Origin of the sequence: Aestuariimicrobium soli, from assembly GCF_051192575.1 — a bacterium.
In the GTDB taxonomy this organism is placed as follows: domain Bacteria; phylum Actinomycetota; class Actinomycetes; order Propionibacteriales; family Propionibacteriaceae; genus Aestuariimicrobium; species Aestuariimicrobium soli.
In genome coordinates this window covers 248,237-275,160 of the sequence record NZ_JBPJSQ010000001.1, presented here as the reverse complement: position 1 = coordinate 275,160, position 26,924 = coordinate 248,237, and the positions used below count along the sequence as shown (strand labels likewise).

Annotated in this window: 26 protein-coding genes and 1 pseudogene; 19 read left to right on the top strand and 8 right to left on the bottom strand. The window is 69.6% G+C overall.

The genetic code is table 11. The features are described from left to right. The first annotated feature begins 145 nt into the window (after window positions 1-145). The gene (locus ACSDQ9_RS01305; RefSeq protein WP_435142753.1) at window positions 146-949 is read left to right on the top strand and encodes a GNAT family N-acetyltransferase; all 804 of its coding nucleotides are present in this window, start codon (window positions 146-148) and stop codon (window positions 947-949) included. On the opposite strand, the gene ACSDQ9_RS01300 is transcribed toward ACSDQ9_RS01305, so the two are convergent. Together ACSDQ9_RS01300 and ACSDQ9_RS01295 are read right to left on the bottom strand one after the other, a co-directional pair. Then, complete coding sequence (locus ACSDQ9_RS01300; RefSeq protein ID WP_435142752.1) at window positions 894-2,090, bottom strand: VOC family protein; 1,197 nt, start codon at window positions 2,088-2,090, stop codon at window positions 894-896. The genes ACSDQ9_RS01305 and ACSDQ9_RS01300 overlap by 56 nt on opposite strands. Beyond that, entirely contained in the window at window positions 2,087-2,581 is a 495-nt protein-coding gene (locus ACSDQ9_RS01295) for a hypothetical protein (RefSeq protein ID WP_435142751.1), read from the bottom strand. The genes ACSDQ9_RS01300 and ACSDQ9_RS01295 overlap by 4 nt, the downstream gene beginning before the upstream one ends. Here ACSDQ9_RS01295 and ACSDQ9_RS01290 point away from each other — a divergent pair. The 4 genes from ACSDQ9_RS01290 to ACSDQ9_RS01275 are packed head-to-tail and all read left to right on the top strand — an operon-like array spanning window position 2,580 to window position 5,256. Beyond that, a complete protein-coding gene (locus tag ACSDQ9_RS01290; RefSeq protein ID WP_435142749.1) occupies window positions 2,580-3,173 on the top strand; it encodes a GNAT family N-acetyltransferase in 594 nt (197 codons plus the stop codon). The two genes, ACSDQ9_RS01295 and ACSDQ9_RS01290, sit on opposite strands and share 2 nt — an antisense overlap. A 4-nt stretch (window positions 3,174-3,177) precedes the next feature. Continuing rightward, window positions 3,178-3,843, top strand: a complete 666-nt coding sequence (locus tag ACSDQ9_RS01285; protein WP_435142747.1) for a lysoplasmalogenase family protein — start codon at window positions 3,178-3,180, stop codon at window positions 3,841-3,843. An 8-nt stretch (window positions 3,844-3,851) separates the two neighbouring features. Beyond that, window positions 3,852-4,421 (top strand): MOSC domain-containing protein, encoded by a 570-nt coding sequence (locus tag ACSDQ9_RS01280; protein WP_435142745.1) that lies wholly within the window; start codon window positions 3,852-3,854, stop codon window positions 4,419-4,421. A 58-nt stretch (window positions 4,422-4,479) separates the two neighbouring features. Next, window positions 4,480-5,256 (top strand): NAD-dependent epimerase/dehydratase family protein, encoded by a 777-nt coding sequence (locus ACSDQ9_RS01275; RefSeq protein ID WP_435142743.1) that lies wholly within the window; start codon window positions 4,480-4,482, stop codon window positions 5,254-5,256. Here ACSDQ9_RS01275 and ACSDQ9_RS01270 read toward each other — a convergent pair. Together ACSDQ9_RS01270 and ACSDQ9_RS01265 are read right to left on the bottom strand one after the other, a co-directional pair. Next, window positions 5,234-5,599, bottom strand: a complete 366-nt coding sequence (locus tag ACSDQ9_RS01270) for a DUF488 domain-containing protein (RefSeq protein WP_435142741.1) — start codon at window positions 5,597-5,599, stop codon at window positions 5,234-5,236. The two genes, ACSDQ9_RS01275 and ACSDQ9_RS01270, sit on opposite strands and share 23 nt — an antisense overlap. After that, on the bottom strand, window positions 5,596-7,092 hold the full coding sequence (locus tag ACSDQ9_RS01265; protein ID WP_435142739.1) for a DUF222 domain-containing protein: 1,497 nt from the start codon (window positions 7,090-7,092) through the stop codon (window positions 5,596-5,598). Before ACSDQ9_RS01265 ends, ACSDQ9_RS01270 begins: the two co-directional genes overlap by 4 nt. Window positions 7,093-7,216: 124 nt before the next feature. On the opposite strand from ACSDQ9_RS01265, the gene ACSDQ9_RS01260 reads away from it, so the two are divergent. Then, window positions 7,217-8,134, top strand: coding sequence for an aminoglycoside phosphotransferase family protein (locus ACSDQ9_RS01260; RefSeq protein WP_435142738.1), 918 nt, complete (start codon window positions 7,217-7,219; stop codon window positions 8,132-8,134). Here the strand turns inward: ACSDQ9_RS01260 and ACSDQ9_RS01255 are convergent. Genes ACSDQ9_RS01255 through ACSDQ9_RS01245 form a run of 3 tightly spaced genes read right to left on the bottom strand, consistent with a single transcriptional unit; the run spans window position 8,115 to window position 10,245 of the window. Then, a complete protein-coding gene (locus ACSDQ9_RS01255) occupies window positions 8,115-9,329 on the bottom strand; it encodes an MFS transporter (protein WP_435142737.1) in 1,215 nt (404 codons plus the stop codon). The two genes, ACSDQ9_RS01260 and ACSDQ9_RS01255, sit on opposite strands and share 20 nt — an antisense overlap. A 14-nt stretch (window positions 9,330-9,343) precedes the next feature. Next, a complete protein-coding gene (locus ACSDQ9_RS01250) occupies window positions 9,344-9,787 on the bottom strand; it encodes a MarR family winged helix-turn-helix transcriptional regulator (protein ID WP_435142736.1) in 444 nt (147 codons plus the stop codon). Between the two features lie 20 nt (window positions 9,788-9,807). Then, window positions 9,808-10,245 carry an MmcQ/YjbR family DNA-binding protein gene (locus ACSDQ9_RS01245; RefSeq protein ID WP_435142734.1) on the bottom strand — a complete coding sequence of 146 codons (438 nt, stop codon included), beginning with the start codon at window positions 10,243-10,245 and terminating at the stop codon, window positions 9,808-9,810. A 101-nt stretch (window positions 10,246-10,346) separates the two neighbouring features. Between ACSDQ9_RS01245 and ACSDQ9_RS01240 the strand changes: the two are divergent. The 4 genes and pseudogenes from ACSDQ9_RS01240 to ACSDQ9_RS01225 form a co-directional block, all read left to right on the top strand. After that, window positions 10,347-10,409: pseudogene (locus ACSDQ9_RS01240) on the top strand (pyrimidine dimer DNA glycosylase/endonuclease V); the annotation flags it as partial. Window positions 10,410-10,473: 64 nt separating this feature from the next. After that, window positions 10,474-10,641, top strand: coding sequence for a pyrimidine dimer DNA glycosylase (locus tag ACSDQ9_RS01235; RefSeq protein ID WP_435142772.1), 168 nt, complete (start codon window positions 10,474-10,476; stop codon window positions 10,639-10,641). A gap of 10 nt (window positions 10,642-10,651) precedes the next feature. Then, window positions 10,652-13,441 (top strand): MGH1-like glycoside hydrolase domain-containing protein, encoded by a 2,790-nt coding sequence (locus ACSDQ9_RS01230; protein WP_435142732.1) that lies wholly within the window; start codon window positions 10,652-10,654, stop codon window positions 13,439-13,441. Window position 13,442: 1 nt separating this feature from the next. Continuing rightward, entirely contained in the window at window positions 13,443-14,240 is a 798-nt protein-coding gene (locus ACSDQ9_RS01225) for an SDR family NAD(P)-dependent oxidoreductase (protein WP_435142731.1), read from the top strand. Window positions 14,241-14,282: 42 nt separating this feature from the next. Here the strand turns inward: ACSDQ9_RS01225 and ACSDQ9_RS01220 are convergent, their stop codons facing one another. Then, entirely contained in the window at window positions 14,283-15,725 is a 1,443-nt protein-coding gene (locus tag ACSDQ9_RS01220) for an MFS transporter (protein ID WP_435142730.1), read from the bottom strand. A gap of 194 nt (window positions 15,726-15,919) precedes the next feature. On the opposite strand from ACSDQ9_RS01220, the gene ACSDQ9_RS01215 reads away from it, so the two are divergent. From ACSDQ9_RS01215 to ACSDQ9_RS01175, 9 genes are all read left to right on the top strand, one after another. Next, window positions 15,920-16,903, top strand: a complete 984-nt coding sequence (locus ACSDQ9_RS01215; protein WP_435142770.1) for a DNA topoisomerase IB — start codon at window positions 15,920-15,922, stop codon at window positions 16,901-16,903. A 101-nt stretch (window positions 16,904-17,004) separates the two neighbouring features. Further along, entirely contained in the window at window positions 17,005-19,464 is a 2,460-nt protein-coding gene (locus tag ACSDQ9_RS01210) for a phosphoketolase family protein (protein ID WP_435142729.1), read from the top strand. Between the two features lie 21 nt (window positions 19,465-19,485). Continuing rightward, on the top strand, window positions 19,486-20,820 hold the full coding sequence (locus ACSDQ9_RS01205; protein ID WP_435142728.1) for an MFS transporter: 1,335 nt from the start codon (window positions 19,486-19,488) through the stop codon (window positions 20,818-20,820). Between the two features lie 84 nt (window positions 20,821-20,904). Continuing rightward, complete coding sequence (locus ACSDQ9_RS01200; protein WP_435142727.1) at window positions 20,905-21,444, top strand: DUF937 domain-containing protein; 540 nt, start codon at window positions 20,905-20,907, stop codon at window positions 21,442-21,444. Between the two features lie 66 nt (window positions 21,445-21,510). After that, a complete protein-coding gene (locus ACSDQ9_RS01195) occupies window positions 21,511-22,728 on the top strand; it encodes a hypothetical protein (RefSeq protein ID WP_435142726.1) in 1,218 nt (405 codons plus the stop codon). 7 nt (window positions 22,729-22,735) lie between these two features. After that, window positions 22,736-23,419, top strand: a complete 684-nt coding sequence (locus ACSDQ9_RS01190) for a DUF4129 domain-containing protein (RefSeq protein WP_435142724.1) — start codon at window positions 22,736-22,738, stop codon at window positions 23,417-23,419. Next, complete coding sequence (locus ACSDQ9_RS01185; RefSeq protein WP_435142722.1) at window positions 23,416-24,648, top strand: DUF4350 domain-containing protein; 1,233 nt, start codon at window positions 23,416-23,418, stop codon at window positions 24,646-24,648. Before ACSDQ9_RS01190 ends, ACSDQ9_RS01185 begins: the two co-directional genes overlap by 4 nt. After that, window positions 24,645-25,625 carry an AAA family ATPase gene (locus ACSDQ9_RS01180; RefSeq protein WP_435142720.1) on the top strand — a complete coding sequence of 327 codons (981 nt, stop codon included), beginning with the start codon at window positions 24,645-24,647 and terminating at the stop codon, window positions 25,623-25,625. Before ACSDQ9_RS01185 ends, ACSDQ9_RS01180 begins: the two co-directional genes overlap by 4 nt. 4 nt (window positions 25,626-25,629) lie before the next feature. Then, window positions 25,630-26,922, top strand: a complete 1,293-nt coding sequence (locus tag ACSDQ9_RS01175) for a DUF58 domain-containing protein (protein WP_435142719.1) — start codon at window positions 25,630-25,632, stop codon at window positions 26,920-26,922. The last annotated feature ends 2 nt before the right edge of the window (window positions 26,923-26,924 follow it).

Sequence of the window (26,924 nt, the reverse complement as noted above, 5' to 3'; positions counted from 1 at the left end):
TGGGGGGGGGGGGGTTTTTTGGGGGGGGGGGGGGGGCGTTCGCCAGGGGGGGGGGGGGGGGGCGATCGCCGCCCGTTGTGCCCGACCGGCCAAGGCCCGGAGGCCTCTGTTCACATGTGCCGGATCATCGCTGCCCGTCGCAGCAGTGACGACCATCGTCGGGCAGATGGGGCACTGGCCGATCGTCACGGAGAGGCTTCAGGTGCGCCCCTACGAGCCGGTCGACCTGGCCGCCATGTGGGCGTTCGAGAGCGATCCCCGGGTGCAGCAGCGGCTGGGCTGGTCGCCGAGCTCGCCGTTCGAGCTGGCGTCCGCCCTCGACCCTGCCACCGGTTCGAACCTTCACCTGGTGGTGCTGCACGGTGGCGCCGTGGTCGGGCACGTGATGGTCATGCCCCGCGACGGATGGGCCCGGGCCGGCGCGCCGGAACACACCAGAGTCACCACCGATGGAGTCGAGGCCGAGCTGGGCTGGATGTTCGCGCCCTGGGACCTGACCTTCACGGCCCGGGCGGCGGACGAGCAGCCGCCAGCATGGGCTCCGGCGACCGACGGCTGGGAGCAGGCGTCCGAGGCGTCGGACCGGGTCTACGACCGCTGGTACCGGGCGGCGGTCTGGTCTCGGATCAGGTGGCTGCAGCTGGTCGCCGACGGGGGCCTCGACGTGATCGTGCCCGACCCCGATCCCGCCTGGACGAATAACCGACGGCGCGTGCTGGTCGACCTGCTCGGCGTAGGCCCCACCCCACGCACCTTGGTGACGGCGCTGTTCGGAGCCGCTCTGGATTGGCCAGATCTCACGAACAACTTGCCGTGTTGCTGTACCGCAAAACATGGCCACAACTCTGTTCAGCCTATCCGTCTCTCATGGGATCGGGCACCTGCCTCGTTGGTCAGAGCTTGCTGCGGACGAACGACGCCAAGGCGGCGGCGACCTCGTCCGTCGTGAGGTGTGTCGAGTCAATGACCGGCAGACCAAGCTGGCGATAGCTGGCCGCGTCGACGAGCACCTCCTCGATGTCGTAAGGTTCGCGGCGCGCCACCAGGCGTTCGCGTCGTACCTCGTCGTCGCAGTCGAGCAGCACCCAGCGTCCGTGGGGCCAGTCCGCGAGTTCTTCCGGGGTGCAGACGCCCAACAACACGACCTCGGCGGGTGCCACCAGGTCGACCACGGCGCGGACGAGCCGTCCGTACGCATCCCAAGTCGACGGCGTCTGTGGGATGGGCGCGCCAGCAAGTGCACCCGCGGGAGCCATCAGGGCGTCCCAATCGAGGACCACCCGACCGGACAGCAGCTCGCGCAGCCTCGGCACCACCGTGCTCTTGCCAGCTCCTGGTGCGCCCAAAACATAGGTGATCACCCCGGCGAGGCTAGTCCACGTCTCCCCTGTCAGCTGGCAGTGGAACACCAGCCCGCCCGGGGCAACCCACTCCGTCGTGTCACTGCCGCGTTCGATCAGCCGCGCACCCAAGGAGGTCAGTCGGTCCAGATCGGCGGCCGGCGCGTCCGACAACAACCGGAAGCGTTGGCGACTCCGCGTCGCCGGCTCGTCCGCCGGTGACTCGTCCCAGGCGTCCCACGACAGCGTCGTGCCGCCCGCGGGCAACTGGATCGCGGTCTGCCCCTCGGCGTCCAGCACCAGCGGCCAGCCCAGCACGGCGCTCCAGAATCGCCCGACCTCCGGTCCCCCGTTGCACGTGACCTCGCCGAGGAAGCCCGTTCCGGCAAGCCAGCGGTTGCCGGCCTCGATCACGCAGAGCTCATTGCCTGCCGGATCAGCCATGACCACGAAGGGTTCGTCCGGCGACTGTCCGACGTCGCGATGACGACCACCGAGTGCGAGCACTCGAGACACGGTGTTTTGCTGCTGATCGGCATCGGCGCTGGTCAGATGCAGGTGGAGTTGAGGTCGTCCGATCTGAGCGCCGGGCTCTGTGACGAACCGCAGTCCCACCTGGGTGCCGTCGCCAGGCAACAGCTCTCCCCCGGCGTCGTGCACCACCTCACGCCCCAGCAGGTCTGCCCAGAAGGCCGACATCGGAGCGACGTCGTCCACGTCTAAGGTGACCGCCTCGAGCCGAAGCGTCATCCCTCGTCCTCAGCGACCGTGAACCCCGAGATCGTCGTGCCAGGGGCCATCTGGGACACCTGACGCAGCAGCTGCCCGGTGATCGACGAGGCGACCACGTAGTCCATGACCTCGACCTTCTCCGGTGTCAACGCTCCCCCGATCTGCGGGTGCACGGCGAAGGTGAGCACCTGTACCGGGCCGGGCACCAGCCCGCCCCGCTGGGCCGCCATGGCGAGCCCTCCGAGCAGGAACTGGTCCTGCCCCTCGGCGGTGTTCAGCACCTCCTGCAAGGTCGCCATATTGGGCCACTGCCGCGTGAGGGTGGCCTCGAGCGTGTCCAGGAACCACACGCCGTCGGCCCCCTGCAGGAAGACGTCGCCGAAGATCGACGCGGCCACGGGCGTCAGGTCCTGGTCCCCGAGCACCCAGGCCCAGTCGTCCAAACCGCGCGCGAATGTTTCGGGCGAGAACTGCCTGATCAACTCCGCGCTGCCTAGCATCACCCCCATGGAGTCCACCTCACACGTCATCCGGCCGCTGACGCCCGACACGTGGCCAGCGTTCGAGGCCATGGTCGAGCGTCACAACGGCATCTTCGGGGGCTGCTGGTGCACCTATTTCCACCCGTCCTGCGAGGATCGCGCACCGGGTTACGAGGGCAGTCGGGCCTACAAGAAGTCGCTCGTCGAGGCCGGACGAGCCCACGCCGCCCTCGTGATGATCGCAGACGAGGCCGTCGCCTGGGCCGAGTTCGGCCCACCCGCGGAGCTGCCGAACCTGCACCACAGCAAGCAGTACCTCGCCGAGGCGGACCTGCTGCCCGACTACCGCGTGACCTGCATCTTCGTCGACAAGGCGCACCGCCGACAGGGCTTCGCGCGGATCGCGCTCGACGGCGCCCTCGACCTGATCGCCCAGCAGGGTGGCGGCATCGTCGAGGGATACCCCCACGAGGTCGGCGAGAAGCGCATGAACAACTCCTTCGTCTACAACGGCACCCGTGCCATGTACGAGCAGGCGGGGTTCGAGTTCATCCGCGCCAAGGGGTTGAAGAACACGGTCATGCGGCGCAGCGTTGCCGCATCGGTGGCTGAGGCATGAGCGCATGACCGGGGCCCGCATCGCCATCGTGGCCTTCGTCCTCGCCACGCTGACCAACCTCATCTCACTCGCCGCCGGCGCCCACCTCGTCTCGGAGTGGAGCCAGAACCTGATGATCCCCTGCCTCGTCGTGGCCCTCCTACTCTCCCCCACCACCCCGGACGCCCCCCTGCCCCGCCTGCGCCGCGGCACCCTCGCGGGGCTGCTGTTGTCGTGGCTCGGTGACCTGCTGCCGGGGTTCGTCCCAGACGACCTCGCTTTCCTGGTGATGGTGGGCGCGTTCCTGTGCGGACACCTCGCGTTCTGCTGGGCGTTCTGGCCGCTGCGACGAGCCAGCCTGCTCGGACGCCCCGGCGCACTCCCCTCGCTGGCGGCCTACGTCGTGGCCTACGTGGTGTTGATGGCCGCCGTCTGGTCCGGGGCCGGGGCACTGCGGGTGCCGATCCTCGTCTACGGACTCGTGCTCACGCTGATGGCCGTCCTCGCCACGGGCGTGCACCGGCTGGCCACCCTGGGCGGAATCCTGTTCATGGTCTCCGACTCCCTGATCGCGCTGCAGGCCTTCCGCGGCTGGCACGGTGCGGCGGTGCCGGTGGCCATCATGGGCACCTACGGGGCGGCGTGCCTGCTCATCCTGCTGGCCGTGCTGCGGCGTCTCCGTCGGCCATGATGGACGACATGACCGACACCGCCGGGACAGACACAGTCGCACCACCCACGGTCAGGGCCGTGCACCGCAGCCCGTCCCACTCCTTCAGCAAGCAGACCCTCGAGCAGGTCACCCTGGTCGAGGGCATCGGGGTCGAGGGCGACGCGCACGCCGGTGTCTCGGTCAAGCACCGGTCCCGGGTCGCGAAGAACCCGTCCACGCCCAACCTTCGCCAGGTGCACCTGATGCACCAAGAACTCTTCGACCAGCTCGCGCTGGTCGGGCACGAGGTTCGTCCCGGTGACCTCGGGGAGAACATCACGACTCAGGGTCTCGACCTGCTCGGCCTGCCGGTGGGGACGAGGCTCACGATCGGCGAGGCCGTGATCACCGTGACCGGCCTGCGGAACCCCTGCAACCAGATCAACGACTTCCAGCCCGGGCTGCTGAAGCAGGTGCTCACCACCACGGACGACGGCGAGGTCGTCCGGCTGGCGGGCGTGATGGGCATCGTCTCCCGCGGGGGCATCGTGGCGACGGGTGACCCGATCGAGGTGACCCTGCCTCCGGAGCCACTCCTTCCCCTGACTCCCGTGTGACCAGCCCCGTGAGACCGACCTCCCGTCCGGCGACCCCGGATCGGCCATGATGGGCGACATGACCAGCACCCCGACCCCTCGACGCGTCCTGATCACCGGAGCCACCGGCGGCATCGGTCGCCTGCTCGCCGAGCGCCTGCGCGACGACTACGACCTGGTTCTGCAGGGCCGGCACCGCCGCGACGACAGTCCCGACGACCTGCGCCTGGCCGACCTCACCGACTACGACGACACCCTGGCCCTCATGGAGGGCGTCGACACCGTGGTGCACATGGCCGGGTCGGCCGCGCCGGATTCCAGTTGGGACGACGTGCTGCAGGCCAACATCATCGGCCTGCGCAACGCGCTGGAGGCGAGTCGCGAGGCGGGCGTGCGCCGGTTCGTGTTCGCGTCGTCCAACCACGCAATGGGCATGTACGACCGACTCGGTGAGTGGCCCGTGCACGAGACGACGCTCCCCCGGGGCGACTCGCTGTACGGGGTCTCGAAGATCTTCGGTGAGGCGCTCGGCCGGTTCTACCACGACGAGCACGGCCTCGACTTCATCGCCCTGCGCATCGGCTGGAGCAGCCCCCGCACCAACCCCGGCGACCCCGACCTGCTGCGCGCCATGTGGCTGAGCGAGGACGACACCGAGCAGGTGGTGCGGTGCGCGATCGAGGCCGACGTCACCTTCGGCCTCTACTACGCCATCAGCGACAACCCGAACCGCCGCTGGGGCCTCACCAACACCATGCTCGAGCTGGGCTACCGCCCCAAGGACCGCTGGACCGACCACTCGGACGAGCCGGAGGACCCCCGACAGCCCAGCCCTACGCGCTGGCCGAACGGCTGATCAACCAGTCGCGCAGCACGGGCACCTCACTGCGATCGAGGTTGCGCGCCGCCGTGAGCAGCGTGAGTCTCGGCTGCCCAGCGAGGGCGGTCAGCGCCTCGTCCGCGGCCGGGTTGGCGTCCAGCTCGGCCAGGTAGCGACGGGTGAACTCGGGCCATCGTCCCTCGAGGTCGGCGTGGAACCACCGACGCAGGTCGTCGGACGGTGCGAGGTCCTTGTGCCAGGTGTCGAGGGCGGCGCGCTCCTTGCTCATGCCCCTCGGCCACAGCCGGTCGACCAGCCAGCGCAGGCCGTCGTCCGGGGTCGGCTCGTCGTAGACGCGCGACATCACGATCTCGGTCACGGCAATCCCTCCCCTGCCCTGCCACCACCAGTCCGACCCAGGCTGATCGTGCCCGAGGGCGTGACCAGGTAGCGGTACTTCTTCGGTGAGGTCCACAGGAAACAGCCGGGCACCGGTTGCGACACCTGCCAGTCGGCGAAGGTCTTGGCGCGATGGGCCTTCCGATCCAGCGGCCCCAGATTGTCCGTTCGAGTCTGGTGCAGATTCTGTTGCCTGCGATCGAGCCAGTCCTCGGTCTCGAGCACCTGATCGTCTGGTGGCCGATAGGGAACGGTGTGGTCGAGGTCGCACCTACTGGCCCGACGGGTCGAGAAGGGGAACACACTCACCGGGTTGCGCATCGTGATCGCCTCGCGCATGCGCTCGGGCACCTCGTAGGCGTCCGACGGCATCAGCGCGTCGACCTGCAGTACCGGACGAAGCGTCACCCGCTGATGCCCGAGCAGATCGCGCGCCCAGCCCACCAATTGCGGGCCGAGATCGCGGGCCCGCATCAGGTTCTGTTCGACCGACTCCCCCAGTTCCAGCGTGTGGTCGCTCAGGTGAACGACCAGTTCGGCCCGCGGCAACAGCAGTTCGGGATCGACGGTGATGGTGCCGCACGTGTGCCCACGCTGCCCACGAGCGGGGCACTCCACGTCGAGCGCCCCATCGTCGACGAGCGCCGGCGCCTCCGCCGCGGCGCTCGCCTGCAGCAGTTGCAGAGCTCTCGCGGGCGATGCCAGCAGGCCCAGTGCCTTGGATCGGCGCACGTCGAGGTCGTCGCCGTCACCACAGGTCTTCAGGATGGCTGCCAGCTGGCTGAGGCGCGCGTCGAGGTGCTTCGCGTCGACCGCATCGAGGGTCGCCAGGACGAAGGCCGTGGCCCCGTTGGTGGTGGCGTCGACCCGCACCCGCCGCCCTCGGCGCGCTGCATCCCGGTCACGAGTCGCCTCGTCCGGTACCGCCTTCGCCACCAGAGCGCGAGCATGCCGCAACAGTCTGCGGTGACTCATGCCCGTAGCGGTGGGAGCCAGCCGCGCGTCGACCCACTCGGCCTGATCGGCCGTCAACCCCTCGGTGACGTCGGCGATGTCACGGGCCTGCCACACCTCGAGCCGAAGACTCTTGACCAGGAACCAGACCCCGGGAAGGCGATGCTTCACGGCCAGGGCATGGCGCATCAGATGGAAGGCCGACTCCTTCGACATGCGCATGGCGGCGCCCACCTCGAGGGCGGCGAACTCCGCGACCAGCGGGCTCCCCTCCCCCGCGATTCGCACCAGCCGCTCACCGTGCATGGCTCCATGTCGAGGTCGTCCATCGTCGTCGACCATCAGCTCACGCCCGGACAGTTCCGCATACTCGGCCGCCGCCTGGAATTCGGCCAGCGCCGCCTGCCGCTTCAGTGTGCGAATGTGGGTCAGGGTGTCGAGTGCCTCATCGGTGGAATGGTGCACGACGCACACCAATGACAGCTCTCCCGCGAGCTCGTCCACCAAAGTCGTCGTCATGCATCCATTGTACGATTCGAAGCCGACAATTCCCAGAGGTCAGACGAGAAATCGAGCCCTGTTCAGGCACTATTTTCGAACACATTTCGGCCGATGTGCCAGGGCCCCCTGACAGACTGGTGCCATGACCGACCAGCCTCGCCCGCCCGCCGGCATCACCCTCGACGACGCTCCCCCACTGGCGGGGTCCCGCTCGGGGTCGGCGGTGCTACCGGGCCACCTCGGCGATCGACCCGTGGTGGTCAAGACCACCCTGCACGACTCGGACGAGGCCACCGCCCGCGCCGACCGTGAGCTGGCGGCGTTGCTCGAGCCGGGGCTCACGGTTCCTCGTCCGCCGGTGTTGTTCCACGAGGTCACGCAGGGGTGGACGACCATCGTGCTCCCCCGCCTCGAACGCGCCACCCTGAGCGACGCTCATTGGCGTCACCTGCTCGACGATCTGGCCTCGCTGCACGCCTCGACACCGCCCGACCGCCCGCGCTGGCACTCAGAACCCTGGCCGGGTCTCGACCCCGTGGCCGACCTGGCGCTGTTGCGTGAGCTGTGGGACGACGACGAGTCCGGGGCGGCGCTCGCGTGGGTGACGGACCATCGCCACGTGCTCGCCGACGACGCTTCCGCGGGCCCGGTGGAGTTCACTCACGGTGACTGCCACCTCGACAACGTGGTGCTCGACACCACCGACGCTCTCGCGGGACGACCGCTGCTGATCGACTGGCAGTCCGCCGGCTGGGCCAGGGGCACCGACGACCTCGCCTTCCTGCTGACCCGAGCCACCGCCGATCCCGGGCTGGCCGCCCTTCCGGGTCGCGACCTGATCGTGCGCTGGTACGCATCGGCCCGCGAACGCCACGGCCGAGGCCCGCTGGCCGCGGACGACCTCGACCGAGCCATCACGGCCCGGCAACTGCTGGTGCTGGCCTTCCAGTACCCCGCCTTCGCCGCCTACCTGTCCCCCGCGGCCACCGGGCGCCTGCGCGACGAGTTCGTCCGTCTCACCACCGGCGCCACTGCCGACTTCAGGCGTCGCCGACCGTGACGGCCTCGGCCTCGATCTGCGAATCGACCGGCTCGGCGCCGTGGCCGGGGGTGGCATCGAGACGCCGCAGGTCACCGCGAATGGTCGAGAGCACGATCACGGCGAGCAGCACGGCACCGGCGCCGACGTAGAACGGCACGTGCATCGAGCGCTCCCCGAGCTTGCCGGCCAGCCACGGGGCGATGGCGCCACCGATGAACCGGACGAAGCTGTAGGCCGACGAGGCGACGCCGCGAGGGGCGGGCGAGATCTTCATGACGGTCTCGGTGATCAGCGTGTTGTTCACCCCGAGCGCGCCGCCCGCGAGCACCACGCACACCACCAGCACCGTCTTCGCCTCCGTGTAGATGCCCATGATGGCCAGCAGCACCATGAACGTGACCAGCGCGCCGACGAGGCCGGCGGTCGTGCCGAACGTCCGCTGCACCCAGGGCGCCACCAACACCGATGACAGGGCGAGCAACAGGCCCCACCCGAAGAAGACGAGGCCGACACCGTGGGCATCCATGTCGAGGGGGAAGGGGGTGAACGCCAGCAGGGTGAAGAAGCCGAAGTTGTAGAGGAACGCGGTGATGCCCACCGTGAGCAGACCTCGGTGACCCAGCGCCTTGATGGGCGCCTTGATCGACGTGCGCTCGCCGGTCGGCTCGGTCGCCGGCAGCACCAGTGCGGTGGCGATCAACCCCACGGTCATCAGCACGCTCACCCCGAAGAACGGGAACCGCCACGACAGGGCGCCCAGAGCACCACCGAGCAGCGGCCCGGCAGCGATGCCCAGCCCCAGAGCGGCCTCGTAGAGCACGATCGCCTGCCCGACCGAGCCCTTGGCCGCGGTCACGATGGTGGTGAGGGCGGTCGCGATGAACAAGGCGTTGCCCAGGCCCCAGACGGCGCGGAAGGCGACGATGCCGGGGATGGCGTTCTGCAGGCCGGCGGCCCCGGCGCCGATGATGATGATGCACAGCCCTATCAGGAGCGTCTTCTTGGCGCCGATCCGGCTGGACACCCAGCCGGCGACGAGCATCGCGACGGCCATGACGGCGTTGTACGAGGTGAACAGCAGCGAGACCTGCGACGGGGTCGCGTTCAGTTCGTCCGCGATGGGCTTGAGAATCGGGTCGACCAGGCCGATGCCCATGAAGGCGATGACGCAGGCGAAGGCAACGGCCCAGACGGTCTTGGGTTGGCGGAACAAGAGATCAGTCCTTGTCAGGGTGTGGTCTGGTCAGGGTGAGGGTCGAGCCGGTCGACCAGCCCGCTGAGCACGGCCACTCCGGCACGGAGCCGATCGAGGTCGGCCGCGTCGAGCTGGTCGAGCAGCGGGGCCAGTCCGGCGGCGCGCACGCCCCGGGCCTTGGTCAGCGCCGCGCGGCCGTGCTCGGTGAGTTCCACGAGGCTGGCGCGGGCGTCGGACTCGTCCGGGATGCGGCGCACCAGTCCGGCCGACTCCAGGCGGTTGACCTGGGCGGTCACTCCCGGCTGCGAGCTGTGGTCGGCGAGGGCCAAGGTGGTGATCCGCACCGGCTGCAGGTCATCGATGTGACCGAGCAGTCGGGCCTGCGCGGTGGGCACGCCGACATCGGTGCGCGCGCTCACCCACCGGTTCAACCGGGCGGTCAGCCGCAGCACCTCGTCCGCGACCTCATGACTCATACATCACATTCTTATATAACTTACTTATCTTGTCCAGCCTGGCGGTCGAGTTCCGCCACCAGCCGCGTGCCCGCCGTCCGTCGGTACGACAGTTCCACCAGTTCGGCCACCTCGCGCCAGTCGACCTGGTCGGCGGGTCGCTGTGCAAGGTTGAGCCCGATCCATCCCGATGGCCCGTGGTAGGCGGGCACGAAGACCCGCCCGTCGCCCGCCTGCTCGCTCTGGGCCAGCAGTGCCGCGCGCTCGTCCGCATCGGGCAGCACGACCACCGCCTGGGCCCAGCGGTCGTCCCAGTGGTCGCCCTTGACCGTGGCCCCGAAGATGGCGAACACCTTCGTGGTGCAGAACACCGGACGACCGTGCGACTCCTTCTCGCTCGCTCCGGGCAGGCTCAGGCAGATCTCGCGGAGCCGAACCAGGTAGGGATCGTCCGCGGTGTATCGGGCCGGGTGCGCCATCGTGACCTCCTCGCTGTGGCGCTCACCAGTGTGCTGCAGCGCCGCTGGCGAGCGGCCGTAACGTGGCGATCATCATGATCGAACCTCGGAACCCCTGACCCATGCGTGTGTGGTCCCTGCACCCCCGTCACCTCGATCGGGCCGGTCTGGTCGCCTGCTGGCGCGAGGCGCTGCTGGCCCAGGCCGTGCTGGCCGGGCGCACCCGGGGCTACACCCACCGAGGGTCAGGTGGCGCTCGAACGCGACCACCTGCAGGCCAAACTGCTCGTCCGCTCCCCCGACGTGGGGCCACTGCCCCGCCGGGTCGACGTCCACCCGCTCTTCCGGGTCGTGCCCGGCGACGTCGAGCCGTGGGAACGCGCCCAACCCGTCACCGACGTCACCCTTCCTGACTAGGGTGCGACCTGTGACGGACACCACAGCCGAACACCACCGCCTCGCCTCTTCGGTGGACGACGACTCTGCCTGGCGCCGCTGGGGCCCCTACATGGCGGCCCGGCAGTGGGGCACGGTGCGCGAGGACTACTCGGCCGATGGCAACGCTTGGGAACACTTCGACTTCGACCAGGCCCACCTGCGGGCCTACCGGTGGGGCGAGGACGCCATCGCCGGGGTCTGCGACCGGTTCGGCTTCGCCAATCTGGCCGTCGCGCTCTGGAATGGTCGCGACGACCGACTGAAGGAGCGCCCCTTCGGGCTCACCAACCCGCAGGGCAACCACGGCGAAGACGTCAAGGAGTACTACTGGCCGCTCGATGCGCTGCCCACCCACGCGTTCGGCGAGTTCCTCTACCGCTACCCGCAAGCGGCCTACCCCTACACCGACCTCGTCGAGGCCAACGCGCAACGTGGGGCCACCGATCGCGAGTACGAACTGCGCGACACCGGCATCCTCGCCCAGGACCGCTTCTTTGACGTCACCGTCACGCACGCCAAGGCTCACCCCACCGACCTGTGCATGGTGGTGCGCGCCACCAACCACGGCCCCGAACCCGCCCCGCTGCACCTGATTCCGCAGTACTGGTTCCGCAACACATGGGCCTGGGGACGCGACGATCGGGTGCCGTCGATCACCGTCGGCGACGACCATGCCGACCACACCGAGGTGGTCAGCCGCCACGCCTGGCTCGGCGAGTACCGCCTCGCCGTTGACCACCCCGAACGGCTGGGGGCGCCGACGGTGCTGTGGTGCGACAACGAGTCCAACGCGCAGGCGTTGTGGGGGCAGCCCAACCCGAGCCCACACCCCAAGGACTCGGTCAACCGGGCCATCGTCCACGGCCAGACCGACGCGTGTCGGGCTCCGTCCGCCGACGGCAGCAGCGGCACCAAGGTTGCCTTTTGGTTCCACACCGACGCCGTCGCTCCCGGCGAGACCATCGAGGTGCGGGTGCGTCTCACCCATCACAGCCACGAACTCACCGACCCCTTCGGCGCCACGTTCGACCAGACCCTCGCCGACCGCCGTCGTGAGGCCGACGAGTTCTACGCGGCCGTGATCCCCGCCGAGGTCAGTGACCGCGAGCGCGCCCTCACCCGCCGCGCCTTCGCCGGCCTGTGCTGGAACAAACAGGTCTACCGCTACTCGGTGCGCGAATGGCTGCAGGGCGACCCGGCCCAGCCCGCTCCCCCGCCGTCGCGTCGCGCCCAGGAACCCTGGGGCCGCAACACGGACTGGACGAACCTCGATCTGGCCGACGTGATCTCGATGCCAGACGACTGGGAGTACCCGTGGTTCGCGGCCTGGGACCTTGCCTTCCACTGCGTCGCCTTCGCCCACATCGACCCCGCCTTCGCCAAGAACCAGCTGTTGCTGATGTGCCGTGAATGGGCCCAGCACCCCAACGGACAACTGCCCGCCTACGAGTGGCGCTTCTCCGACGTCAACCCGCCGGTGCATGCCTGGGCCGCCCTGCAGGTCTACCTCGCCGAGGGCGCCTGGGACACCGAGTTCCTGGTGCGCGTGATCACCAAACTGCTGCTCAACTCCGGCTGGTGGGTCAACCGCAAGGACGAAGCGGGCAACAACCTGTTCGAGGGTGGCTTCCTCGGCATGGACAACATCTCACTGTTCGACCGCTCGACCCAGGTGCCCGACGGGTGGCGCCTGGAGCAGTCCGACGCCACCAGCTGGATCGCCTTCCACACCCTGGTGATGATGCGCATCAGCCAGGAACTCGCCCGCAAGAGCCCCGCGTGGGACGAGATCGCCACCACCTTCTTCGAACGCTTCCTGTCGATCAGTCAGGCGATGGAGCGGTTCGGCACCGGCCAGGTGTCGCTGTGGGACGACGAGGACGGCTTCTTCTACGACGCCCTCGTCAGCGAGGACGGCCAGACCGAGCGGGTGCCGGTGCGCTCGCTGGTGGGGCTCGTGCCCCTGCTGGCGGTCGCCAACACCCAGTCGTGGGTGGCCGATGAACTGCCGGAGTTCAGCCGACGCCGGCGCTGGCTGGCCGAGAATCGTCCCGACCTCGCCCGCTGGATTCTCACCGAGAAGGCGGACGAGGGGCACCTGCAGACGATGTCGCTGGTTGACCCACCCCGCCTCGGCCGGGTGCTGCGACGCCTGTTCGACCCCGAGGAGTTCCTCTCCGAGCACGGCATCAGGTCGCTGTCGGCCGCCTATCGTGACGGCTTGCACGTGCGGCTGGTCGACCAGGACATGTTCCTGAAGTACCTGCCGGGTGAGTCCGACTCCGGCATGTTCGGCGGCAACTCGAACTGGCGTGGGCCCATCTGGTTCCCCCTCAACTGCCTGCTGATCGACTCGCTCCGCCACCGCGGCGACGGGGTCGGCGGGCACCTGACCCACGAGTTCCCCACCGGGTCGGGGCACCAGCTGACCTTGGCCGAGATTGCCGACCAACTCTCTGACCGACTGGTCGCCCTCTGGGCGCCCGACGACGACGGACGCGTCGTCAGCACCCCCCGCGACCACGGCAGCGGGCCGCTGTGGGACACCCACCCGACCTTCTCGGAGTACTTCGACGCCGACACCGGGGAGGGACTCGGCGCCAGTCACCAGACCGGCTGGACCGCGATGGTGGCACACCTGGTGATCGAGCGCGCCACCCACCAGGTGCAACACAACGAGAGTCGGGCCGCCAGCCCGCGCCCCGGTCACCAGGACACGACGCCTCCCACCTCGTCCACGCCCACCCCGACCACACCCACCCCCGACCCAGGAGCATGAGATGGCACCGAGCCGCACCCCCAACATCTATCCCAGCCTGAAGGACCGCACCGTGGTGGTGACCGGTGGCAACACCGGAATCGGTGCGGCCATCTGCCGCGCCGCCGGCGCGCAGGGCTGCAACGTCGTGATCGACTACCTGGGCGACGATTCCCCCAACGCCGGCCTCGTCCGCGACATCGAGAAGGCCGGCGGCAAGGCGGTGGCCGTGGAGGCCGACGTCACCAAGCTGGACGACCTCGCCAGATTGGTGGACGCCGCCGTCGAGAACTTCGGACGGCTGCACGTCTGGGTGAACAACGCGGGGGTCGAGACCCGCAGCTCACTGCTGGAGGCGACCGAGGAGCACTACGACCTGGAACTGGCCGTGAACCTGAAGGGCGCCTTCTTCGGCGCCCAGGCGGCGGCCAAGCAGTTCCTCAAGCAACGCTCTCGCGGCGTCATCATCAACAACTCCTCGGTTCACGAGGACTGGCCAATGCCAGGCAACGCCATCTACTGCTGCGCCAAGGGCGGGCTGCGGATGCTGGCCCGCAATGGGGCGGTCGAACTGGCCCCGCACGGCATCCGAATGGTCAACGTGGCGCCCGGCGCCGTCCGGACGCCCATGAACGCCGAGACCCTCGACAGCCCGGAGCTGGCCGAGGCCCTGGAGGAGGCCATCCCCCTGGAAAGGGTCGCCAGCCCCGCCGAGATCGCCGATGTCGTGCTCTTCCTCGCCAGCGACGGTGCCAGCTACATGACGGCGGAGACGGTGACGGTCGACGGTGGCATGATGCACGACTCCCCCGGACTCTGACGCCTGCTTCCCGGGCGCGGAAACGCGGGGCGGACGACCCACTCAGCCGACCTGCGGCTCGGTGGCCGCGATCGTCCGATAGGTCTGCGACACCTTGCGGTACACCGGGGACAAGAAGGCGAGGCCGGCGAACACGACCATCAGCAGCCCAGCCACCAGGAAGACCAGGGCGATCCCGCGCGCATCGCCTCGCCCCAGCAGCGGTGCCAGCGCGTCCGCACCGGCCGAAGTCCTCGACCAGGGAAGAATCCAGAATTGGGCCACGGGGGCGATCAGGAAAGCGGTGATGGGGGCGGCACTGGCCTCGAACGCCCCGGCGAACCCGAACACGCGTCCCTGTCGCTCCAGAGGTACGACCCGCTGGATGACGGTCTGCTCGGCCGCCTCGACCGCGGGTACCAGCGTCAAATAGAGCCAGATGCCCGCGATGTAGAGCCAGGCCCACTCGCGCACGGTGAACATCGCACCGAGCAGGCCCATGGCCATCACGGCCAGCAGCAGGGTCCGCATCGGATTGCGGCCGAGACCGAACCTGGCGACCAGCCCACCGCCGATGATGAAGCCGGTCGCGGTGACGGCGAACACCAACCCCCACGCCTGGACGGAGAACATCTCCAAACCGTAGGGATCCATCAGCGCCATGTAGACCCCACCGATCAGGTTGTTCATGGTGGAGAACAGGATCAGGGCGAACAGACCCGGCACCAACCGGACCGCCGCCATCGACCCGCGCAGGTCGAAGGCCCGCTCCATGCCGGAGGCGGTGCCCCCGGGGGTGGACGAGGTCGCCGACGGACGTGCCTCTTCGGGTATCGACAGCGTGAACAGGTGGGCGAGCGCAGCAGCCACCAGCAGCACGGCGATCACCAACGTCCATCGCATGCCGAGATAGCCGATCGACAGCCCGGACAAGACGCTCGTGACCATGAAGGCCACTCCCTGCACCGTTCCGACGGCCCCGTTGGCGTTGGCCCGCCGATCGGGTTCGACCAGGATCGACACCGTGGTCGACAGGGCGATGTTGCGGAGGTTCTCGATCACCGCCCCGACCAGGATGATCACGGCGAACAACCAGAACCACGGCTGGCCCAGGGCCGTGATGCTGTCTTCGGGGACGAGCAGGAAGACCACCAGGCCGGCCCCGAAACACGCCAGGGTGACCAGGGCCGAGAACCGCATCACCCGCACCTTGAGGTGCCGGTCGACGACCGTACCGAAGCTGATGCTGGTGGACGCCATCAACAACATGTAGGCGCCACCGACCACGCCCGTGGCGATCACGTTGCGGGTCTCGAGGTAGATCCAGAAGGTCAGAGAGAACCACAGGTAGCTGGTGGTGACACCGGCAACGGCGGTGTTCACCAGGATCTGGGTGAAGGTACGCATCCGGGCCGCGGCGGGTCGGCCCTTGTCCCCCACGACGGCGCCAGGGACCTCCGTCGCGGCGTCCCGGTGGCTGCCCTCGATTGTGTCGTCCGCACTCATGAAGTCAGGCTACGGCGGGCCACCGACATTTCCGAGGCCCCTGCTCGCCCACCCGGAGGGGTGGTTTTCGCCGCCGCTGTCGTCGCTTGGCAGCCGCCGAAGGCGGGGGTGGGCCACAGTGATGTCATGGAACCCCAGAGGAACCCGATCGGATCGGGCCGCCCGTGCCTCGCCTGAGACGGGTGTCGGTGAGGATGCAGGGCTGGACCCGGCAGCGTTCGGGGCGGGGCTTCCGCTATGTGGACGACGACGGCAATGCCCTCCCAGCAGACCAGGTCGAGCGCCTCAAGGCGCTCGCCATCCCACCCGCGTGGACCGACCTGTGGATCTGCCCCGTGGAGAACGGCCACCTGCAGGCGGTGGGCACAGACGACGCCGGCCGCCGGCAGTACCTGTACCACCCGCAGTGGCGGGAGCGCCGCGACCGCAGCAAGTTCGACCGGGTGACCTCCGCGGCGGCGCTGCTGCCACGGGTGCGGCGCCAGGTGTCCCGCGACCTCGAGCTAGCGGGCATGCCTCTCGAGCGGGCCTGCGCGACCGCGGTCCGGTTGCTCGACGTCGGTTACTTCCGGATCGGCAACGACGCCTACACCGATGCCCACGGATCGTTCGGGTTGACCACCCTGGAACACCGGCACGTGCGCCGTCGGGCAGGCGCCCTGGTCTTCACCTTCACGGGCAAGTCGGGCATCGCCCACCGCGTCGAGGTGGACGATCCGCCCGCGATCGAGTCGCTCGACCGGATGCGCTCCCGACGAGGAAGCACGAGATTGCTGGCTCACCGCGGGCCGGTCGCCGAACAGCGGCGTGGAGCCTGGCGTGACCTCACGAGCTCCGACGTGAATGCCTACCTGCACGACCTGTTCGACGGCGACTTCACCGCCAAGGACTTCCGCACCTGGCACGCCGGGGTGATCGCCGCCGAGGTGCTGGCGACCACCGACGAGCCGGTCGACACCGCGGCCGCGCGGGCCAGAGCCGTCCGACAGGCGGTGCTCGAGGTGGCCGCCTACCTCGGCAACACCCCGGCCGTGGCCCGCAAGTCCTACATCGACCCCCGGATCATCGACCTCCACGCCGCTGGCACCACCATCGGCGAGGTCGCCTCCCGACGGTTCCGATCCGCCACCGCCCGCCAGACCGCCCTGGAGTCGGCCCTGCTCGACCTGCTGGGCTGACGACACCCTCCGCCCGGCCTGATCGCGCCGAGGGACCGCCGGTCGGGGCGGATTTCGTCCGACTGCTGCACCGGGACCCCGGCGTGGGACACAGTGACCACATGGGCACTGCTGACCTGAGCACCACCGTCACCGAACTCGCCACCCTCGACGACGCCGACCTCGCCACCGTCGACGCCTGGTGGCGCGCCAACAACTACCTCACCGTCGGCCAGATCTACCTGCAGGCCAACCCGCTGCTGCGAGACGACCTCGAGCCGGCCCACATCAAGCCCCGGTTGTTGGGGCACTGGGGCACCTCACCCGGTCTGGCGTTCATCTACTCGCACTGCAACCGACTGATCCGCCACACCGGCCAGAACATGATCTACCTCGCGGGGCCCGGCCACGGTGGCCCTGCCCTGACAGGCGCGAGCTGGCTCGAGGGCACCTACACCCACAACTTCCCCCATGTCACCCAGGACGCCGCGGGGTTAGCCACGTTCTTCCGGCAGTTCTCCGCCCCCGGCGGCATTCCCTCGCACGCGTCGGTGACCACCCCGGGATCGATCCACGAGGGCGGCGAACTCGGGTACGCCCTGATCCACGCCTTCGGCGCCGTCTTCGACAACCCCGACCTGATCGCGCTGGCGGTGGTCGGCGACGGTGAGGCCGAGACCGGCCCGCTCGAGGGCTCGTGGAAGGGCATCAGCTTCCTCAACCCGGCCCGCGACGGGGCCGTGCTTCCCGTGCTGCACCTCAACGGCGGCAAGATCGCCGCCCCGACCGTGCTCTCGCGCAAGCCCCGCCACGAGGTGCGCAGCCTGTTCGAGGGCCACGGGTACGAGGTCATCGAGGTCGACGGTGACGACCTGCCCGGCATGCACCAGCGCTTCGCCGAGGCCCTCGCCCACGCCTGGGGCCGCATCCGCACCATCCAGACCGACGCCCGCGCCGGGAATGCGTTCGAGGGTCGTCCGCGCTGGCCGATGATCGTGCTGCGGTCACCGAAGGGCTGGACCGGGCCCCACGAGGTCGACGGTGTGCTCATCGAGGGCACCTGGCGGGCCCATCAGGTGCCGCTGGCCGGGGTCAAGGAGGACGACGCCCACCGTCGGCTGCTGCAGGAGTGGCTGCGGTCGTATCGTCCCGACGAGCTGTTCGACGCCGACGGTCGTCCGGTCGAGCTGGTGACCCGCAACAACCCCGAGGGCGAGCTGGCCATGACGGCCCAACCCCATGCCAACGGGGGCCTGCTCACCCGCGACCTCGACCTGCCCGACATTGACGACTACGAGATCGCCGTCGAGGCGCCGGCCACCACCCGCAGCGAGTCGACCCGGGTGCTCGGCGCGCTGATGCGCGACCTCTACAGCCGCAACCCCGACAGCTTCCGCCTGTTCTGCCCCGACGAGACCAACTCGAACCGCCTGGGCGCAGTCTTCGAGGTCTCGGACCGTACCTGGCTGGAATCGGTCACGGACGACGACGTGCAACTCTCGCGCGACGGTCGGGTGATGGAGGTGCTCTCGGAGCACAACTGCCACGGCTGGCTGGAGGCCTACACGCTGACCGGGCGGCACGGACTGTTCGCGACCTATGAGGCATTCGCCATGGTCAGCGCCAGTCAGACGATTCAGCACGCCAAGTGGCTCGAGGAAGCCAATCACCTGCCCTGGCGGGCGAAGGTGCCCAGCCTCAACATCCTGTTGTCGTCGACGGCCTGGCGCAACGACCACAACGGCTTCTCCCACCAAGGCCCTGGCCTGATCAACAACGTGATGCAGCACCGCGGCGACGTGGCCCGCATCTACCTGCCGCCGGACGCCAACTGCCTGCTCTCGGTGGCCCGCCACGCGTTCACCAGTCGCAGCCACGTCAACCTGATCGTGCAGGACAAGCAGCCACAACTGCAGTACCTGACACTGGCCGAGGCCCATGAACACTGTCGGCGTGGTGCCAGTGTGTGGGACTGGGCGGGCAACGAAGACCTCTCCACCGAGGACGATCCCGACATCGTGCTGGGCTGCGCCGGCGACGTCGTCACCATGGAGACGGTGGCCGCCGCCGAGATCCTCAAGCAGCACCTGCCAGGCCTGCGGGTGAGGGTGGTCAATGTCGTCAACCTGATGACCCTGGCGCGCCCCAAGGATCACCCCAACGGCATGACCCCGGAGCTGTTCCGCGAGTTGTTCACCGACACCGTCGACGTGGTGTTCAGCTTCCACGGATACCCGGGAACCATTCACCAACTGGTGCACGGACGCCCCGACGTCGACCGCTTCCACTGCCGGGGGTTCATCGAGCAGGGCACCACCACGACCCCGTTCGACATGGTGGTGCGCAACCAGGCGAGCCGTTACCACCTGGTGATCGACGCCATCCACAACTCGCGCCGCAAGGTGCGGGGAATGGCCGAGCTGAAGGCGTGGTGCCAGCGGCAGTTGGAGCGGCACGAGACCTACATCCGCGAGCACCTCGAAGACATGCCCGAGGTGCGCGACTGGGTGTTGGCCGGCGACCCCGCGGCCGAACCCCGCGAAGACCTCAGCGAGAACGGACAGCCCGCCGTCGCCCGCTGATGCCGCTCTAGGGTGAGGGGCGTGGACGCCGCCCCTCACCCCCTGCACGACACCCGGCGCAGTTGGGGCATCTACCTGGTGGCGGTGCTGGTCTACGTCTCGGCGATCTGGCAACGCTCGTCCTTCGGCGTGGCCGGGCTCGCGGCCACCGAGCGGTTCGGCGTGCTGGCAAGCGTGCTCAGTCTGTTCGTCGTGGTGCAGTTGCTGACCTACGCGGCGATGCAGGTGCCTGCCGGGTTGCTGGCCGATCGGTTCGGATCCCGGGTGGTGATCGGAGCGGGGGCAGCCATCATGGCGCTGGGGCAACTGAGTCTGGCCGGCTCCGAGGCGCTCGTGCCCGCCGTGGCGGCCCGCGTGCTGGTGGGCATGGGCGACGCCCTCACCTTCACCAGCGTCATCCGCCTGCTGCCCTCGTGGTTCAGCCCACGCCGGGTGCCCATGCTGGTGCAGTTGACCAGCATGTTCGGCCAGATCGGGCAGTTGCTGTCGACGATCCCGTTCGCCGCGTTCCTGCGCTCCCGCGGCTGGTCGCCGGCGTTCACCCTGTTGGCGGTGGTGTCGGCCCTGGCCGCCGTCACCGCGTGGACGCTGCTGCGCAACCGGCCGGACGGCCAGCGGGTGCACGGCGGCGCCGACCAGGACTTCAGTTTCATCGACACCGCCCGGCAGGTGTGGAGCAATCCGGCCACCCGCCTCGGCTTCTTCCTGCACGCCGTCGCCGGCTTCCCCGGACTGGTGTTCGCCATGATGTGGGGCTTTCCCTATCTCGAACGCGGGGTCGGACTGCCACCCGCTCAGGTCTCCGGACTGTTCGCGTTGCTCGTCGTCTCGGGATTGGTCGCCGGCCCGGTCATCGGCTGGCTGGCACCCCGCCACCCCCTGCGCCTGTCGAACTTCTCCCTCACGGTCGCCGGCGCCAACATCGCCACGCTGACCCTGGTGGTCGCCTTCGACCGGCCGCCCCTGTGGGCGCTGGTGGTGTGGATGATCGCCCTCTCGGCCAATGCCGCCGGCTCGAACATCGGCATCGAGGTGGCCCGCACTCGCAACCTCGCCAGCCGGATCGGCACCGCCACGGGGGTGGTGATCATGGGCGCCTTCAGCTTCGGCGTCGCCGGCATGCTGCTGTTCGGGATCGTCCTGGATCTGGCTGGCGGTTACACCCGCTCGGCCTTCCGCATCGCGTGGACGACGCAACTGGTCATGTTCGCCATCGGCCTGGTCGGCGTCTACTGGCTGCGACCGCAGGTGCGTCGGCTGAACGCGGCCGAGGGGCTGGCCGTGCCGCCGTGGCCCGATGCCCTGGCCAGGGAGTGGCGTCGCTGGCGGGCGCGCTGGTCGCGCCGCGATTCCTGACGCAACCCCTCCCCGGGGGCCCTGCGGCGGCTAGCGTCACCCTCATCGGCCGCACCTGCCGAGCGTCCCCGACAAGGAGTTCCGATGTCTGACCTCAACGACCTGCTCACCAGCCTGCCGATCGACCAGATCGCCAATCAACTCGGCGAGGATCCCGCAGACGTGCGTGCGGCAGCCGCCCAGGCCCTGCCCCAGCTGGTCGGTGGGTTGCAGGCCAACGCCCAGGAGCCCGAGGGCGCCCAGTCGCTCGCCTCGGCCCTCGGCGACCACGATTCCAGCCTCATCGACGGCGGCATCGACCTCGACGACGTCGACACCGGCGACGGTGCCAAGATCGCCCGCCACATTCTGGGCGATGTGGGGGGCGAGAGCCTCGTCAAGAAGCTGATTCCGATCCTCGCCCCGATCGTGATGGCCTGGCTGGTGAAGCAGGTGCAGAATCGCGGCGGTGCCCCGACCGCCGGGGCCGACGCCCAGGATGCGGAGGCATCGTCCGGCGGCGTCGGTGGCGTGCTGGGCGACATTCTCGGACGAGTGCTGGGTGGCGGCGCAGGCCAGAGCTCGTCCGGTGGCATGCAGCAGGTGCTCCTCGACATCCTGGGTCAGGCGCTGCGGGGCCGGTGACCGGGCTGGCCGGTAGGGTCGTCCTGACCCGCACCGCGATGGTGCGATCGGCGCAAGGAGGACAGCGTGTCGCAGGACGGTCAGAACCACGGTTGGGCCGCCCCCGGGGCCTCTCAGCAGCCCGCGCCCCCGTCGTATGGGCAGCAGCCTCCCTACGGTCAGCCCAGCTACGGTCAGCAACCTCCCTACGGTCAGCCCGGGTACGGCCAGCAGCCCTACGGTCAGCCCACCTACGTCCAGCAGCCCTACGGGCAACCCGCCTACGTCCAGCAGCCCTACACCCAGCAGGGGTACGGCCCTCCCCAGGGGTCCCTGCCTCCCGGGCGCACCCTGTGGAATGTGATCAAGCCGGGCATCCTGGCCATCAAGCCCCTTGACTTCGGGGACTTCTTCAGCGGGCCGGTCAATGTCATCCGGTTCAACCCCAAGGGCACCATTCTGGTGAGCCTGATGGTGCAGGTCGTCGCCCTGGCGGTGTCGATCCCGTTGGCGCTGCTCAGCGCCCAAGCCTTCTCGCAGTTCTCCTCGCTCGAGCCCGCACTGGGTGAGGCCATCGGCACGCTGGTCGGAATGATGTTCAGCGTGCTGCCGCTGACGCTCGCCACCCTGCTCGTGGGACCGATCGTGATGCACGCCACCCATGAGGCCGTGTTGGGGCGCAAACCCGGGTTCTCGGAATCGTGGGCCGTCGTCAAGGGACGACTGCTGCCCTATCTGGGCACGAGCCTGCTCGTGGGCCTGTTGGTGCTCGCCCCGATCCTGGTGGTGGGCGGCGTCATGGCCGGCATCATCGTGGCGGTGACCACCCAGGGGAACGCCGATTCCCAGACGATCGTGGTGCTCGTGCTCGTCACGGTCGTGGCCGTGCTGGCCGCCTGGGTCGTGGCAATGATCCTGCAGATGAAGTCGGTCGCGGCCGGCCCCGAGACGATCTGGTCGCGGCTGTCGCCCGTCGTCGCCATCCGCCAATCGTGGTCGCTCACCCGGGGGTCGTTCTGGCGCGTCGTGGGCGCCGTCCTGCTGGTGAGCATCGTGATGTCCATCGTCACCAGCATGGTGTCGACCCCCGTGCAGATCCTCTTGGTGACGCTCACGAGCGGCGCCGGCTCGTCCGACGGGGACGTCTCCTCCGCGGGCTACGCCATCACCCAGGTCGCGGCCAGCGTGCTGCCCAGCATCGTGACTGCACCCATCACTGCCGCCCTGATGTCGCTGATCACCCTGGATCTGAAGATCCGCAGGGAAGGCTACGACGTCGCCCTGCTCAACCAGCTGAACCACTGACTCGTCCATGCTTCCCCTGCTCGAGATTCCCCTGCGCCCGTCACCGGACGAGGCCAGACGCTGGCTCGCCGACGAACTGGGCCGCAGCGGCTACCAACGCCCGGTGTCGTGGCTGGAACGCTGGCTGCGTGACCTGTGGCGTCGCATCCTCGACGCCTCCGTGCCCGACCGACTCCCCTCCCCCAACAACGTGTTCGTCACCGTGATCGTGGTGGCCGTCCTGGCTGGGGTGGTCTGGTTCGTCTGGCGCTCCCGCCCCGAGGCACGTCGCTCCCGCCGTGAGGCGGGCGGCAGCGCGTTGGTCGACGCCACCCTCAGCGCCGCCGATTACCGATCGCGGACGACGGCCCTGCTCGGCAGCGGCGAGTACGACCAGGCCCTGATCAGCGCCTACCGGGCCATCGTTGCCGACATGGTGCGGCGCACCGTGCTGGGGCGTCGTCCGGGTGACACCGCCCAGGAGGTGGCGCTGCGGGTCTCGGAGGTCTTCGGCGATCACGCCCAGGCCATGCACCGCGCCGCCGACCTGTTCGACCGGGCCGCCTATCGGGAACGAGTCGCCGAGGGACTCGCCCAGGCGTCCGTCCCGCCCACGACGGCGGCCGACGTGGCGTTCGTGCAGCAACTCGACGACCAGTTGCAGGCCGCGCGGCCCCAGCACCGCACCGCGACGGCGGAGGTGGGCCGATGAGCAGCCCGTCGCCGAGTCGACCCGCACCCTCGGGCGTGGCCACGGCCCACCGCCCGTTCCTGGCGCGTCAGGGACGATCCCTGACGTTCTGGTTGGTGGCCGTGATCGCGCTCGCGGTCGTGGCAACCCTGGTGCTGTGGCCCGCGAAGCAGTTCGGCGACAACGACCCCGAGAACCAGAAGCGCGAAGGCATGCAGGCCCTCAGCCAGGTGCTGCAGAAGCAAGGCGTGTCGGTCACCGTCGTGCGCACGTCGGCGGAGCTGACCAGCCACACGCCCCCCGCGGGGGCGACGCTGGTCGTGACCAACCGCGACAACTACCTGATCGGCCCGGGTCTGGAGGCGGTGAAGGCGCAGGCCAGCGGGTATCGACGGGTGGTGCTGCTCGGTCAGGGAAGCGCCGTGCTGCGGGGCCTCGGCCTGACCGGCGTCAGCCAGAGCGGCGGCACCGGCGCGGTCGAGTCGCGCGCGGAGTGCTCGCTCGACGCGATCGGGCAGACCACTCGCGTCGCGCTCGAGGGCGAGTCGGACACCCTGCGGGGCTACCGGCAGTCGTTCGGTGCGCCGTTGGAAGGGTGTTTCCCCCTCGAGAGCGACTCGTCCTCGAACGCGCACGCACTGGTGCGCAAGCCCGGCAACCCCGAGGTGATCGCCCTCGCCGACGAGACGCTGCTCACCAATGGCCACATTCTCGACGGCGACAACGCCGCCCTCGGGCTGACCCTGCTCGGCAGCAGCCACGATCTCGTCTGGTATTCGTCGGAGAACGAGCAGATCGCGACCGACGAGCCCTCCGACCAGCCCGGCCTCGCGGGCATCCTGCCGCCGTGGTGGGACGCGGTGCAGCGGCTGCTGACGTGGACGATCGTGGTCGCGGCCCTGTGGCAGGCACGCCGCTTCGGGCCCCTCGTGACCGAGCGGATGCCCGTGGTGGTCAAGGCGATCGAGACCACCATCAGCCGGGGGCAGCTCTACCACCGGGCCGGGGCCCGGGACCGCGCGGTCGGCTCCCTGCAACGAGCCACCCGCGCCCGGCTTCGCCAGGTGCTGGCACTGCCCCACGACTCCCCGGACGAGGAACTCGTCCGCGCCGTGGCCGCTGCCACGGGGCGCGACCCCCGCGAGGTCGCGCAGGTGCTGACCGACACCGGAACCGTGATCGATGACGACACCATGGTGCTGCGCGCGCAGACCCTGGCCCAACTGGAGGAAGAGGTGCGACGTCGATGACGGAGCAACAACATGATGCCCAGAGCGACCACCAGGCGCGCGACGCCCTCTGGCGGGTCCGCGCCGAGGTGGGCAAGGTGGTGGTCGGCCAGGACGAGGCCGTCACCGGACTGCTGATGGCGCTGCTCACCCGTGGGCACGTGCTGCTCGAGGGCGCGCCGGGCACGGCCAAGACGCTGCTGGTCCGCTCCCTGGCGCGTGCCCTCTCCGTCGAGCACAAGCGCGTGCAGTTCACCCCCGACCTCATGCCCGGTGACGTCACCGGCTCGCTCGTTTACGACGCCTCGACGTCGGACTTCACCTTTCGTCCGGGCCCCGTCTTCACCAACCTGCTGTTGGCCGACGAGATCAACCGCACACCTCCCAAGACCCAGGCATCGCTGCTCGAGGCCATGGCCGAGCGCACCGTCACCATCGACGGCCAGCCGCGCGACCTGCCCGACCCGTTCCTCGTGGCCGCCACGCAGAACCCCATCGAGTACGAGGGCACCTACCCGCTGCCCGAGGCCCAGCTCGACCGATTCCTGCTGAAGGTCGACCTGCCGGCTCCGCCCCGTGACTCCGAGATCGAGATCGTGATGCGTCACGCCCGCGGCTTCGACCCGGGCGACCTCGAGGCCGCCGGTCTCACCGCCGTCGCCAGCGCCGACGACCTGCGGGCGGGCATCCGGGCCGTCCGCCGCGTGCAGGTGCACCCCCAGGTGATCGGCTACATCGTCGACATCGCCCGCGCCACCCGACAGTCGCCCAGCCTCGCGGTCGGGATGTCGCCTCGAGCGGCCACGGCCCTGCTGGCCACCTCCCGTGCCTGGGCGTGGCTCAACGGGCGCGACTTCGTCACCCCCGACGACGTCAAGGTGATGACCACCAGCACCGTCGCCCACCGGCTCACCCTTCGTCCCGAGGCCGACCTGGAGGGGGTGCGGGTCAGCTCGGTGCTGGCGAGTGCCGTCGACTCCGTGGTCGTGCCGCGCTGAACCGATGGTGATCACCGGACGAGCGGTGCTGGCCATGTTGGTTGGCATCGTCCCTTGTGTGCTGTGGCCCACGTGGGTGACGGCGCTGGCCTGGACCGCCCTCGTGCTGGTGCTGGTCGCCCTCGACGCCATCGTCGCGCCCAGCCCCCGTCGACTCGTGATCGAGCGGGAGCCGACGGCGCCGGGACGGGTCGACGAGCCCACGTCCACCAGCCTGCTGGTGACCAACACCGGCGGACGACGCCGCCGCGGAATGCTGCGTGACGCCTGGCAACCCTCGGCCGGGGCCCACCCCAACCGTCACCGGTTCTCGCTGCCCGCCGGGGAGCGCGAACGCTTCACCACACCGCTACTTCCGCGCCGCCGTGGCGACCTGGTCTGCCGATCGGTGACCATCAGGGTGGTCGGTCCGCTCGGCCTGGCGGCCCGGCAGGTGGGGTTCGACACGCCCGGTCTGCTGCGGGCGCTGCCGGCCTTCCCGAGCCGCAAACACCTGCCCAGCCGGATGGCCAAGTTGCAGCAACTCGAGGGTCGGGCCCTCACCCGCACCCGCGGCCAGGGCACCGAGTTCGACTCACTGCGCGACTACGTCGAGGGCGACGACGTCCGCTCCATCGACTGGCGCGCCACGGCCCGCAAGCAGAACGTGGTGGTGCGCACCTGGCGCCCCGAACGCGATCGGCGATTGATGATCGTGCTCGACACCTCGCGTGTATCGGCCGGTCGGGTGGGCGACGTGCCCCGCCTCGACACGGCCATGGACGCCGTGCAGCTGCTGTCGGCCCTGGCCGTGCGCGCCGGTGACCGCGTCGACCTGCTGGCCGGCGACCGCGAGGTGCTGGCCACCGTGAAGGCGGTGCAGCGCCCCGACGCCCTCCCCCGCATCACGCAGGCGATGAGCCAGCTCGAACCCGCACTGGTCGAGGCGGACTGGACGCGTCTGGGGTCGGCGATCGCCGAGGCCGGCACCAAGTTCTCCCTGCTGGTGCTGATCACCCCCCTCGAACCGGCGGCGGTCGAGGAATCGCTGGCGCCGGCGCTGCAGGTGCTCGCCCGCCGCCATCGGGTGGTGGTCGCCTCGGTCTCCGACGACGCACTGGTCGCCATGAGCGCCCAGCGCGAGTCAGCCCGCGAGGTCTACCAGGCGGCCGCCGCCGAGGACGCCACCGCCCGCAGGCAGCGCACCTCACGAGGGCTGCAGAAGTTGGGAGTCACCGTGTTGGACGAGCCACCCGCGACCCTGCCGGTGGCCCTCGCCGACCACTATCTCGGCTTGAAGTCGCGCGGTCTGCTCTGAGG